This is a genomic window from Cognaticolwellia beringensis, assembly GCF_002076895.1.
Classification (GTDB): Bacteria; Pseudomonadota; Gammaproteobacteria; order Enterobacterales; family Alteromonadaceae; genus Cognaticolwellia; species Cognaticolwellia beringensis.
The window spans coordinates 43,130-56,184 of the sequence record NZ_CP020465.1 but is presented as its reverse complement, the minus strand read 5'-3'; the positions used below and the strand labels follow the sequence as shown (position 1 = coordinate 56,184).

At 38.0% G+C, this 13,055-nt stretch carries 9 protein-coding genes; 3 read left to right on the top strand and 6 right to left on the bottom strand.

The window, feature by feature from the left end; genetic code table 11:
- Window positions 1-71 precede the first annotated feature (71 nt).
- Together B5D82_RS00230 and B5D82_RS00225 are read right to left on the bottom strand one after the other, a co-directional pair.
- Window positions 72-2,630, bottom strand: coding sequence for a sensor domain-containing phosphodiesterase (locus B5D82_RS00230; protein WP_081154204.1), 2,559 nt, complete (start codon window positions 2,628-2,630; stop codon window positions 72-74).
- A gap of 120 nt (window positions 2,631-2,750) precedes the next feature.
- Window positions 2,751-3,038 (bottom strand): hypothetical protein, encoded by a 288-nt coding sequence (locus B5D82_RS00225; RefSeq protein ID WP_081148239.1) that lies wholly within the window; start codon window positions 3,036-3,038, stop codon window positions 2,751-2,753.
- A gap of 247 nt (window positions 3,039-3,285) precedes the next feature.
- Here B5D82_RS00225 and B5D82_RS00220 point away from each other — a divergent pair, with 247 nt between their 5' ends.
- Window positions 3,286-4,125 (top strand): isopenicillin N synthase family dioxygenase, encoded by an 840-nt coding sequence (locus B5D82_RS00220; protein WP_081148237.1) that lies wholly within the window; start codon window positions 3,286-3,288, stop codon window positions 4,123-4,125.
- A 124-nt stretch (window positions 4,126-4,249) separates the two neighbouring features.
- Here the strand turns inward: B5D82_RS00220 and B5D82_RS00215 are convergent, their stop codons facing one another.
- Together B5D82_RS00215 and B5D82_RS00210 are read right to left on the bottom strand one after the other, a co-directional pair.
- The gene (locus tag B5D82_RS00215) at window positions 4,250-7,453 is read right to left on the bottom strand and encodes an efflux RND transporter permease subunit (protein ID WP_081148235.1); all 3,204 of its coding nucleotides are present in this window, start codon (window positions 7,451-7,453) and stop codon (window positions 4,250-4,252) included.
- A 2-nt stretch (window positions 7,454-7,455) separates the two neighbouring features.
- Window positions 7,456-8,673 (bottom strand): efflux RND transporter periplasmic adaptor subunit, encoded by a 1,218-nt coding sequence (locus B5D82_RS00210; RefSeq protein ID WP_094122749.1) that lies wholly within the window; start codon window positions 8,671-8,673, stop codon window positions 7,456-7,458.
- 629 nt (window positions 8,674-9,302) lie between these two features.
- Here B5D82_RS00210 and B5D82_RS00205 point away from each other — a divergent pair.
- Window positions 9,303-9,764 carry a tellurite resistance TerB family protein gene (locus B5D82_RS00205; protein WP_081148233.1) on the top strand — a complete coding sequence of 154 codons (462 nt, stop codon included), beginning with the start codon at window positions 9,303-9,305 and terminating at the stop codon, window positions 9,762-9,764.
- An 86-nt stretch (window positions 9,765-9,850) separates the two neighbouring features.
- Window positions 9,851-10,687: a CvfB family protein gene (locus B5D82_RS00200; RefSeq protein WP_081148231.1), complete on the top strand. Its 837-nt coding sequence runs from the start codon at window positions 9,851-9,853 to the stop codon at window positions 10,685-10,687.
- Between the two features lie 76 nt (window positions 10,688-10,763).
- Here the strand turns inward: B5D82_RS00200 and tldD are convergent, their stop codons facing one another.
- Together tldD and B5D82_RS00190 are read right to left on the bottom strand one after the other, a co-directional pair.
- On the bottom strand, window positions 10,764-12,212 hold the full coding sequence (gene tldD, locus B5D82_RS00195) for a metalloprotease TldD (RefSeq protein WP_081148229.1): 1,449 nt from the start codon (window positions 12,210-12,212) through the stop codon (window positions 10,764-10,766).
- The gene (locus B5D82_RS00190; protein WP_245807527.1) at window positions 12,205-13,053 is read right to left on the bottom strand and encodes a carbon-nitrogen hydrolase family protein; all 849 of its coding nucleotides are present in this window, start codon (window positions 13,051-13,053) and stop codon (window positions 12,205-12,207) included. Before B5D82_RS00190 ends, tldD begins: the two co-directional genes overlap by 8 nt.
- Window positions 13,054-13,055: the final 2 nt, after the last annotated feature.

The window sequence follows — 13,055 nt, the reverse complement described above, 5'->3', positions numbered from 1 at the left end:
GAATTCGCTGATAAGTTAGTTATTAGCGAATATTGGTCATGGTATTTTGAGAATTTAAACGCTGTATTGGTTTAGCTTTTACTCAGTAAAAAGCTTTCGATTTCATCGCCCGGTAAAGGTTTAAAATAATAGTAACCTTGACCATAATCACAACCCATTGATTTCAACAGTTGGGCATCTGCTTCGTGCTCTATACCTTCCCCTACTGTCGCCATATTTAAATTAGCCGCTAAATCAATAATGGTTTTAATTATCGCTTGATGATTACCCCTTTCATGTACTTTATGAATAAAAGAACGGTCAATTTTTAAGACATCCATCGGGAAGCGATGTAAATAACTTAAACTCGAATAACCCGTGCCAAAATCATCGAGTAATATTTTTACACCCATTCTTTTCAATGCCAGCATGTTATCGAGCACAACGTCACTATTTTCTAATAATGCACGTTCTGTTAGTTCAACACGAACCTGGTGAGGTTGCACACCGGTTTTATCAATAATAGATTGAATGTCTTGCGGTAAACTTAAGTTAAAGAAGTGGTTACAATATAGATTACAGCTAACATAAAGGTGGTCTAGACCTAAACGTTGCTGCCAAAGCATTAATTGCTGGCAAGATTTCTCTAAAATTTGTAAATCGATAGCCATAACTAAATTGGTTTCTTCTGCTAACGGAATAAAGTCGTCAGGGTAGACGAAACCACGTTTATCACTCGGCCAACGCGCTAAAGCTTCAAAGCCGATAATTTTACCGTCGGTAATCTGCACTATTGGTTGAAAGTACGGTATAAACTCTTGGTTATCAATAGCTTTTCGAATATCCGACTCTAACGACAAGGCGTTTTGTACTTCTTTATGCATGCTTGAGTCAAATACCTCAAAGCGTCCTTTACCTTTATCTTTTGCATGATACATCGCAATATCGGCATCTCTGAGCATAGAGTCTGCACTGTCATAACGCTCGTTATTAAATAACACACCAATGCTAGTACCAATAAAAACAGATTGATTTTCAATCATAAATGGTAATGACATTAATGACGTTATGCGTTTCGCCACTTCGAATATACCTTCACTACCCTCTATATCTTCTACTAATATAACAAACTCGTCACCACCTAAGCGTGCAACGGTATCTTTGTCTCGAATTACGTCAATTAACGCAGTAGAAATTTCTTTTAACAGGTTATCTCCAGCATGATGCCCAAGATTGTCGTTGACCACTTTAAAACGGTCTAAATCGAGAAACAATACGGCAAATTTAAATTCAGGATGGCGTTTATTACGCGCAATAGCACGATTTAATAAATCAATAAATACCGCTCGATTTGGTAAACCGGTAAGAATGTCATGTGAGGCTGCATGTTTAAGTTTTTCTTCGGCTACTTTACGTTGTTTTATTTCATCTTCTAAGGCGGCCGTGCGAAGTTTTACTTGGTGTTCTAACAGTTCATAAGTTTTTCGTTCATCATTGGCAATTTCACGTCGCTTCATCGCTGAGGCCACATGCCGTGATACAAAGCGCAATAGCTCTGCGTCTTGCTCGGTAAAAAACACGGATTGTTGGTAACTTTGTATCACCATCGCGCCAAGCAATTCTCCGGAATGAATTAATGGCACTCCAAGCCATGATAACACATCAGTTTCAGGCTTAATGGTGATGCCTTTTTGATGTAAGTCCACCATACCTTGCTGATCAAGCAATACAGTTTCACCACTTCTTAACACTAATTCAGTGAAGTGGTTTGATAGTTTTCGAGGCTTATAATATCCATCGTCATTATTAAATTGTTGATCAAGAAAATAGGCAAAAAATAACTCGTCATTTTTTGCATCATACTTAGCAATATAAAAATTTTCGGCGTTGATCAACTGCCCTACAATGTTGTGAACCAGGCTGTAAAAAGTATCTATCTCTAAATCTGGATCATTGGTTAACTCTGAAATTCGATATAACGACTCTTGCAGTAATTCAGCTTTCTCGCGATCGCGAATTTGTTGCATTAATTCTCGAGTACGTGCGTCAACCGCGTCTTTTAATCGCCCGCGATCTTGCAAGCGTGTTAATGCTGTAACGATATGTTGAGCGGTAAACTCCAGTAAATCTCGTTCTGACTCTTGATAACGAGTTTCCGCTGAGTAACTTTGTATTGCCATGACTCCGATAACAAAGCCATCATCTATTAAGGGTACGCCAAGCCAATCGACACCTGCAGTGCCGATACCTACCGGATCAATTTTATGCTCTTGTTCTAATTGTGTGATCACTTCAGGCGTCGCCAGCAAGGCTTTGCCTGTTTCTATAACATAACTTGTCATAGTGCCTTCAAATTCACTTAGTGCATATTTCCTTGGTTCCATTTCGTCCTTTTCATCAACATGGTAAACAAATTCTAAGGTTGAAAATGTTTGATCATATAGTACGATATAGAAATTATTGGCGCTCATCACACCCGCAATAGCATGATGAACTTGCTCAAGAAGGGCGTTAAGGTCCGCACAATCAATGGATAATTGGTTAAGCTGCAACAAAGCCGTGTAGCGGTCTTGTAGCTTTTGATACTTACTCAGTAATGCAATAGATTCTTTTGCCAAATCTGCATTTGAATTAGTTAATGAATCTGTCAACTTTTCACCATACTGCACAGTTAAATTTTATCAAGGGGTTAAGCTATGTGTACCCCAATCCTTTCAAATAGGAAATTAAAGTAACAAAAAAAGGGGGAAACATCCATCTAAGTTATTGTTTTATTTGTTAAGTTCTTGAGACTCGGCGACTTCTTTCTTGTTACCACAAACGCCAGCTTGCTTGTCATCCCGATAATAACGAATATCAATACAATCTTGTTGGTATCTACGCTCCAATTCTGTACGCATTATAGGCTTATTTTTAGTATTAATAATTTGTTTATGCAATGATTGGCATTGTTGTATTTGTTCTGACGCTAGCGTTACATCTTCACAAGCATTATTACTGGAGCTGCAAGCCGAAAAAAATACCACTGAGGAAACGATAATAACCAAATTTTTTATCATGCTACTTCTCTTTTTATTTAATGAAATTTATTTAATAACCGATAACAACTTATAAAAAGTGTTATTAAAATTGAATTACTTGGTGTCAGCTGAAGTCACTGTAAGCTTGGTACTGATCAAGTTATACCACATGAAGTATAATAAGTATTTGCCAACCATGATTGAATTTATCAACTTCCTTTTAGTTTGGTATATAATACGTAAAAATAAAGATTAAGCATTAAGATTATTGTATTAGGGGAAAACTATGCAAGTACAAGTTGTTGATTATCGCGCTGATGACGCTGCACAAAAATTTGTCGAGAGTCTGCGAAACACAGGGTTTGGGGTATTAACTAATCACCCTATTCAACAGGCATTAGTAGATAAAATATATCAGGATTGGTATACGTTTTTTACGCATGAAGAGAAAAAAGACTTTGCATTTGATCCTGAAAAGCAAGACGGATACTTTGCGCCTGAAATTTCAGAAACCGCTAAAGGTCACACAAAAAAAGATATTAAAGAATATTATCATGTCTATCCTTGGGGACGTATTCCTGAGCAACTAAAAACCGATATTCTTAACTATTATACTATGGCTTCAGATCTCGCAAGCGAATTACTTGATTGGGTAGAGCAATATAGTCCACCAGAGGTCACAAAGCTCTATTCAGAATCTCTGTCGAATATGATCATGGACACACCAAATACTTTATTAAGAATTTTGCATTATCCGCCACTCAAAGGCACAGAAGAGCCAGGGGCTATTCGCGCAGCAGCACACGAAGATATTAATCTATTGACTATTTTGCCTGCCGCCAATGAACCAGGTTTACAAGTACAAGCACAAGATGGCGAATGGCTTGATGTTCCTGCTGACTTTGGGCATTTGATTGTCAATATTGGCGACATGCTTCAAGAAGCGTCGCAAGGCTATTTTCCATCAACAAGTCACAGAGTTATTAATCCAACAGGTGAAAATGCGACTAAATCACGGATATCTTTACCATTATTTTTACACCCTCGTAACGAAGTCGTGTTATCAGAAAAGCACACCCATGCCAGTTATTTATTGGAAAGGTTAAAAGAGTTAGGGGTTAAATAACGCTCTTTTATCAGTCAAAAAAGCCATCACATTGTGATGGCTTTTTAATTTTAGCTTACCCCTGACTAGTACTAAGCTGATTTATAATTAGCTTTTTTAAATAATAACCCGTGAAAAATCATCCCTATAAGGTTTCACTTTTAAGGCTATCTAAAGCGGGTGTATTTGTATCAGGTACTTTTTTCTTACGTTTAAACAATGCTTTAATATCTTCAATTATTAAATAAAGGCAAGGTATCAGCACCAAGGTTACTATGGTGGCAAATAACACCCCAAAAGCTAATGATACGGCCATAGGAATAACAATTTTTGCTTGTGCACTAACTTCAAAAAAGATGATAGGCACTAACCCAATAAATGTCGTTATCGAGGTTAACATAATAGCTCTGAAGCGCTTACTACCGGCATGCATTACCGCATCAACCAGTCGCACACCGCGTTTTCTTGCATTGTTAACATAGTCAACCATGACGAGTGAGTCATTCACCACTACCCCGGCGGCAGCCAGTATCCCCATCACTGATAAGGCATTTAAGTCCATACCTAAAATGAAGTGACCAATTACAGCACCAATGATACCAAATGGAATAACCACCATTATCATCGTCGCTTGAGAGTAAGATTTTAATGGTATCGCTAGCAATGAAAATATGATCATTGATGAGATAACGAAATCGCGCAACTGACTGTCAGCACCATCCATTTCTTCTTGAATACTACCCGTTACTTCACTTTTAACTTGCGGGTATTTTTTTAATAATTTTGGCATGAAATTATCTCGAATATCATTCGCCACTTTAAATGGTTCAACCTGTTCTGCGTCAACACTCGCCCAAACATTAATGGTTCGATTACCATTTTCTCGGCGTATGCTTGTTACGCCTTCTTGCAGCGTAATAACCGCAAGTTCTGATAGTGGCAGTTCAGCTCCATTTGGCGCTTGTATCATGACATTATCAACATGACCAATAGAGCTACGTTGTTCAAGCGGATATCGCACCATCACCTTCACTTCTTCACTGTCACGTAAAATACGCTGAGCTTCTAATCCGTAAAAGCTATAACTAACCTGTGAAGCAATATTCGCTAGTGTCAAATTCAAGCTATAGGCTAATGGTTTTAGTTCAAATTGCACTTCTTGAGCACTGGTTTGACGGCTGTCATTTACATCACCAATACCCTTAAGTGAATTAAGTTTAGCTTTTAACTCTTTAGCAGCTGCTACTAGTTCTGCATCATTTTTACTTTCTAATCTAAAAGCTATATCACCATCATCTCGACCACCACCAAATAAGTTATCTCCAATGTTAAATGATTTAACACCTGGATAGTTTGGTATAGCTTTACGCCATAAATCTGCAAGTGCAAAAGTGTCCATGGGGCGCAATTCAGGAATAACTAACTTAACCATGATCTGCCCACTTGTTCTACTGCGCAGATCAACCTGCATATCCGAGATCATTGAATTGCCATATTCTGCTTCAATGTCTCTATCGATACGGTTAATAACGCCTTGAATTTTCAATAAAGTATCTAATGTTGCTTTCTCTGAAGCATCAACATTCATTTCAACAGTAATGCGTGGAAAATCGTGAGGAATCTTAGGTTGTCCTACAAAGCGAACAAAGCCACCACTAAACAAGCCGGCACTAATGAGCATTAAGCTAACAAAGAACATTAATACGCCATAGCGATATTGAATAAAAAGAGCTAAAGCCGGGCTATAAACATTATCGATAAAGCCTTTTAATTTGATATCAATCCAACGACGCAATCTATCAATAGGATTTTTCGGATTAAATGCTTTCATTTTCATTTTTACCAAATGTGCCGGTAAAATTAGTTTCGATTCAATCAAAGAGAAAATTAAGCACAAAATAACCACAGAGCCAATAGCTTTACCGAACGCGGAAGATGGGCCTTCTCCAAAAAGAAAGGGCAGAAATACCGCTATAGTGGTTAAAACGCCAAATGTGGCAGGCATAGCAACGCGTTTAACACCACGAATGACATTATCGGTACTATGTCCGTGTTCTTCAATTTCATCATGGGCACTTTCACCCATGACAATGGCGTCATCAACCACGATGCCTAACACTAATATAAAGGCAAATAAGCTAATCACATTAATAGTGACATTAACAAACTCGAGTGGCATGACAAGTAACGTTCCTAGGAAACATACAGGTAGCCCCATCATTACCCAAAAAGCTAAACGAACACGTAAAAATAGCGCCAACATTAAAAATACGAGTACGGCACCACTTTTCATGTTGTCTACCATCATATTTAAGCGACCTTCAAGATAGTAGGTCATATCAACCCACGTCTCTAACTTAACGCCAGTAGGTAATATCGCTGACTTATCTTCAACATATTTGTTCACGACACTCGCAATATCGGTGATGCTCTGGTTATCAGCTGCGCCAATAAATATGGTAACTGAGTTTTTGCCATTAAACTTGGAGTATTGTAATCCCTCTTCAAAGCCATCAATAATGGTTGCCAATTCGCCTAAAACAATAAGGGTACCATCGGCTAAAGTGACCACGGGTATTTGCTCGAATTCATGTCCTCGATAGGCCTGATTTTCTACACGCAAATTAATATAGCCATTTTCTGCACGAATTTGCCCTGCAGACATATTTCGCGAATAACCGCGCACGGCAGTGGCAATATCATTAAAACTCAAACCGTATTCTCTAAGTTTATCTTTGCTTACTTCGATAGAAATTTCATAATTTAAGCCGCTGAACAAATCAGAAATATTAATACTTGGAAGTTGTTGGATCTCATTATGGAATTTACGGCCTAGCTCTTTTAATTCACCGTTAGTTAAATCTCCATATAGACTGAGGTACATGACTTCTTGACGAAACTTTTCTCGCTCAATTTTTATTCTTTCCATGCCATCAGGAAAGCTTGAAATCGAGTCTATTGCCGATTTAACTTCTTCTAGTACAACTTGAGGATCATAATCTAATTCAACTTCAAACCAACCATTAGAAAAGTTACGATTTGAATAAGTAATAACGCGTTTAAGGCCTTGAACGGTTTCTAATGCTTCTTCAATTTTAATCGTTATCCCTTCTTCAACCTCTTGCGGTGCCGCCCCTGGATATGGCGCAGCATAAGATATCCAATTAACTTTAACTTGAGGAAACATTTGCTTGTTAATGGTTTGAATAGTTAAAAAACCACCTACTAATATAAAAATCATTAGTAAATTCGCCGCGACGCTATTGCGCGCAAACCAAGCTATTATTCCGCTATTAGTATCAATGCTGTGATCAATTTCTGCGGTTTTTTTAGGTGTAACAGTTGTCATGATTATTCCCCTGAACCACTGTCATTTTTTGCCACTTGTGACTCACTTTCTTGGTCGTCAAGATCTTCTTCACTCTCTTGTTGTGACTTATCACTAATCAAGGCTAATTTCATACCATCAACCGGATAATCAAGCGCAGAAACTATCAATTGGTCACCATCAGCTAAACCGCTTGAAATAATGACATTTTGACCATCTTGACGGACAATTTTTACGGCTGAATAATGTAATTTAGATTCACTGTCTAATAATGCCACTTGGCTATTAGCCACTAAATATCGAGGAATACTGGCAGCTTGCTCAATGGCCACACCTAAAATATTTGCATTCACATAGGAGCCAAAACGTAAGGGTGTTTTTGAATTTTCATCTAATAAAGCATAGGGGTCAAAAATTTCAGCGACCAAGTAACTCATTCGACTTGTACTATCGATAACACCTTCGCTACGAGCGATTTTTGCAGGCCAAGTCACTTCACTCCCAGCGAATGTACCAGATAAGTTAACCGTTGCGTTTTGACCTTGTTCAATTAAAAATTCTAATTGATTATCGGCTACTGGCAAACGCACTTCAGCAATTGCCGTCCCTAATAATTTCCCTAACATACTCCCCGTACCAACAAACGAACCTAAGCCAACATTGCGGCTATCGATCATCGCATCATATGGAGCCCTAACTTCCGTGCGTTCTAAATTACGTTTCGCCCGTAAAATCGATGCTTGTGCTGATTTTACTCGCGCTATTTCTTGCGCTAATTGTGGTTTACGTAAACTTAATTCTGTTGGCGAAGTATCGGTAATTTGCTGCCATTCTTGCTTAGCAACTTGACCTTGAGCACGTTCCGTTTCTAACGATGCACGGGCTGATGCCATGGTAGCTTCCGCTTCAATAAGTGCCGCTTCGTAATCATTAGGATCTATTCGCGCTAATAATTGACCTTCTTTGACAAAACCACCTCGAACAAACGTTGCCGATAACTCGACAATTTGTCCGCTAACTTGAGCGACTAATTCTGTCTCATATTTAGGTTTAACTACACCGTATGAGTCTACATCTAATGTCATAGGTTTAAGAGAAATCGCCTCCACGGCAACAATGGGGGTATTATCAACCTCTTCTTTTTCTTGCGGCGGTTTTTTCATACTTGAAAATGCAAAGAAAATTAAAAAACCGGCGATTAGAATGACAATAGGTATAATTATTTGTTTTTTCCGTGTCACAATGACGTCCTCATAAAATCTATGTTTTAAAAATTTTTAGTTTAATAGCCAATAGGATACAGAAATTATTGACTACAAAAACTAACAAAGTTGTAAATGCTTGTTACAAAATTCGCGCCGGTTTTAAGTAACCGACAAATTATACTAAAAAAACCATATATAACAGATGGTTGAATAATCATTTTTTCATGTTAATAAAATACTTCCATTAAAATTAATTATCATTTTATTAACATGTTGGTTTTTTTCACTAAATAATTAACCTTTTAAAAATTCTTTAGTCGATATTACACACTCAAGAATAAGCGTAATACCGTTTTTATTAATCAGGCGGTGTCCTGTCATACGCAGCGAAAATAAAAAACATCGGATAATGCGTTGTTATCATTATTAAATAATCTAATAACCGGCAGCTTTATCCCGGAGGGATGAGCAGTACATTATTGAGCTTAATGTTAATATTACGTAGGCAACTGCACTTATCCATTACCAGATTAGTATCAACTAGTATTCGCGAATTATCGATGTAAAACTAACAGTTACAATTTAATATGAAATAAACCCAAAGGAAACTTGTACCTGTAATTAAATACATTAAAATTAATCATCAACTCAATAGAGGGTAATTTATGTTGTCAAAAATTAGTGTTTTTTTTCAAGCGTTAAGCGAAGCAGATAACCAACAAGCAAACGAATTAAGTTTAGAAATTGCCTGTAGCGTTTTATTATGCGAAGTCATGCTCGCCGATGGTCAACTCGATGATGCCGAAAAGCAGAAACTAAACCATATTATTGTTAGCCAATTTCAATTATCCAAATCAGAAGTAACAGAAATCATAAAACACTCACTCGTGCTTTGTGAAAACGCGACTGACTTTTATCAATTCACTTCTAAAATCAATGAAAATTATAGTCTTGAACAGCGTATAAAAATGCTAGAGCTTTTATGGCAAATGGCTTATGCCGATGGTGAGCTTGCAAGTATTGAAGAGCATATTATCCGTAAAATCGCTGATTTATTGCACTTGCGTCATAGTGAATATATTCAAACTAAGTTAAATATTCAATCTAAGGTCAGCTCAGTTAAATAAAATTTGTTTCTGCAGGGAAAATTATAGTTAACTTGTCGCTAAATCGGTTATTATAGCCGCAAGTTAACTGACCTCAAGAAATTCACATGGCAAGCATCGGCAAATACAATACCCTCCCTGTAGTAGCAATTACTGATAAAGGCGCATATCTAAATGCAAATGAATTAGGTGAGCTTTTATTACCTAATCGTTTTGTGCCTGAAGATTGCCAAATAGGCAGTGAAATTAAGGTTTTTATCTATGCTGATACTGCTGACCGAATTGTCGCAACAACAGAAAAGCCCTTTGCGGAAGTTGATCAATTCGCTTCATTGAAAGTGAGCCAAGTAAATAAAATGGGCGCTTTTCTTGATTGGGGTTTACCGAAAGATTTACTCGTACCTTATAACCAACAACATAGCGAAATGGAAGTTGGTAAATATTACCTGGTTAGAATTTTCCTTGATTTAAAAACGGATCGTTTAGTTGCCTCTAGTAAACTGGATAAGTTTATCGATATTTGGCCAGCTGACTATCAAAAGTGGGATAAAGTCACATTAACTATTGCCTCTAAAACTGACCTAGGTTTTAAAGCCATTATTAATGACCTGCATTGGGGCTTACTTTACGATAATGAAATCTTTAAACCACTACGTACCGGTAAGAAGATCACGGGTTATATCAAACAAGTGCGCGAAGATGGCCGCATTGATTTATCTTTAACCCGTCCAGGCGAAGGTAAAGTTAAAGACTTTAGTGAAAAATTATTAGCCCATATTGCTGAACATGACGGTTTTAGTCCATTGCATGATAAAAGCGACCCTGAATTGATAAAACGTATTTTAGGGGTCAGTAAAAAAACCTTTAAAGCTACGGTCGGTAATTTAATGAAAAACGGTAAAATTACCATTGAAGCTAATGGTATTCGTTTAAAAGATTCTTAGTTTTTCAAGCTATTTGAACAAAAAAAAGCCCGCAAGGGCTTTTTTTTATGGCATTAAATAAAACTATAGACCCGCTTTATTGCGTACCGCCTACGGTCATTTCATCAATTTTCAACGTTGGCTGACCAACACCCACAGGTAAGCTTTGGCCGTCTTTTCCACACACACCAACTCCTGCATCTAGCTTCAAATCATTACCGACCATACTAACGTTTTTCATCGCTTCTGGGCCACTACCAATTAAGGTAGCACCTTTGATCGGTGAGGTAATTTCACCATTTTCAATTAAATAAGCTTCTGAACTAGTAAAGACAAATTTACCTGACGTAATGTCAACTTGTCCACCGGCAAAGTTTGGCGCGTAAATACCTTTTTTTACTGACTTAATAATATCTTCAGGCTTGTGCTCACCAGCCAACATATAAGTGTTTGTCATGCGTGGCATAGGCAAATGCGCATAAGATTCACGGCGACCATTACCCGTTGGCTTTACGCCCATTAAACCAGCATTATGTTTGTCTTGCATATAGCCTTTAAGCACACCTTTCTCTATTAGCACGTTGTATTGACCTGGCGTACCTTCATCATCGATGCTTATTGAGCCTCGGCGATTTGCCATAGTGCCATCATCAATTATAGTGCATAAGTCTGAGGTAACTTTTTGGCCGATTTTGCCCGAAAATGCTGAAGACCCTTTACGGTTAAAGTCACCTTCTAAACCATGACCAACGGCTTCATGCAATAATACACCGGGCCAACCCGCGCCTAGTACAACCGGTAACAAGCCAGCAGGTGAATCTATAGCAACTAAATTCACTAACGCTTGACGCACGGCTTCTTCAGCATAGGCTAAGTATCGAGGTTTATTGTTATCCAACTCAAAGAAGTAACTATAATCTGTACGTGCGCCACCACCAGAACTCGCACGTTCACGCTTGCCGTTTTCTTCTACTAAAACTGAACAGTTAAGACGTACTAATGGGCGTATATCAGTAGCATATGTGCCGTCACTAGCAGCAACTAATATTTTTTCATAAACACCTGACAAGTTAACAATCACTTGCTTTACACGTTTATCGACACTGCGTGCGTGCGCTTCCACTTCATGTAGCAAGGTAATTTTTTGCTCTTGAGGCAAACTAGCAAGTGGATCCAATGCCTTATATTGCTCAGCATTTTGCTGCATTTTTTTGCCATCAAATACTTGCACACGAGCAGACTTTTCAGCATTAGCGATACCTTTAGCAGCATCAGCCGCTTTGGTTAACGCTGCAGGTGAAATATCATCAGAGTAAGCAAAACCTGTTTTTTCACCTGATATAGCGCGCACACCAACACCACGCTCAATGTTATAAGAGCCTTCTTTGACTATACCATCTTCCAACATCCACGATTCATGGCTACTAGATTGGAAATATAAATCAGCTAAATCTATTTTACGTTGGAAAATATTATCCAACGTATCCATGAGCATGCTTTCATCAATTTCACTATTAGCTAAAAGCTCTATCTCAACATTATTCATACGACATCAACTTATTTTTAAAACGATTATGAGTGGCAACAGGCATAGCTTTACGCACCTTGTCTAATTCTTGTTCTTGGTAATCAGCACAGATGATACCTTTTCCGGTATCAAGCTGAGTCAGTATTTCGCCCCACGGGCTAATAATCATACTGTGGCCCCAAGTTTCCCGACCATTAAAATGCACACCTTCTTGCCCTGCGGCAACAATATAAACCTGATTTTCAATTGCTCGCGCCTGCAATAAAGTTTGCCAATGCGCGGCACCTGTTACGCGGGTAAAAGCGCTGGGTACGGTAATTATTTTTGCCCCTTGTTGGCACAGTTGACGAAATAGTTCAGGAAAACGTAGATCATAGCAAATCGTCAAACCAACATTAATGCCATTAACTTTTACCACGCTAATATGATCACCCGCTTTGGCATAGCGTGATTCAAAGTAGTTTTTTTCACTATCTTGTACTGCTACATCAAATAGATGTATTTTATCATAACCACCTAATTCTGTACCTTCTGGTGAAAATACAAAACAACTATTAGTAAATTTTTCTTGTTGGTCTGATAGTACAGGAATACTTCCTGCCACTAGAAAAACATTATATTTGCTCGCTAGCTTTCCAAGCCGACCTTTTAGTTCATTGGTTGCTTGATTTTCTCGTGCTAATGCCAATTGCGCTTTATCTTTACCACCAAAAAACAAGCAGCATTCAGGTAACAAAACCAGTTGTTGTTGTGCTTGCTCAAGGCTAGCTAATTGCAGTTCAATATCAGCAATATTATCTTCAACACTGGTATTGGAAGACATTTGTATCGCACAAAGTTGCATTATTTTATTTGTCATTG

What these genes read in the sequence shown, in the direction of transcription:
- B5D82_RS00225 (WP_081148239.1), bottom strand. Translation starts at nt 3,038, where the DNA reads ATGATAAAAAATTTGGTTATTATCGTTTCCTCAGTGGTATTTTTTTCG.
- B5D82_RS00220 (WP_081148237.1), top strand. Translation starts at nt 3,286, where the DNA reads ATGCAAGTACAAGTTGTTGATTATCGCGCTGATGACGCTGCACAAAAA.
- B5D82_RS00215 (WP_081148235.1), bottom strand. Translation starts at nt 7,453, where the DNA reads ATGACAACTGTTACACCTAAAAAAACCGCAGAAATTGATCACAGCATT.
- B5D82_RS00205 (WP_081148233.1), top strand. Translation starts at nt 9,303, where the DNA reads ATGTTGTCAAAAATTAGTGTTTTTTTTCAAGCGTTAAGCGAAGCAGAT.
- B5D82_RS00200 (WP_081148231.1), top strand. Translation starts at nt 9,851, where the DNA reads ATGGCAAGCATCGGCAAATACAATACCCTCCCTGTAGTAGCAATTACT.
- tldD (WP_081148229.1), bottom strand. Translation starts at nt 12,212, where the DNA reads ATGAATAATGTTGAGATAGAGCTTTTAGCTAATAGTGAAATTGATGAA.
- B5D82_RS00190 (WP_245807527.1), bottom strand. Translation starts at nt 13,053, where the DNA reads ATGACAAATAAAATAATGCAACTTTGTGCGATACAAATGTCTTCCAAT.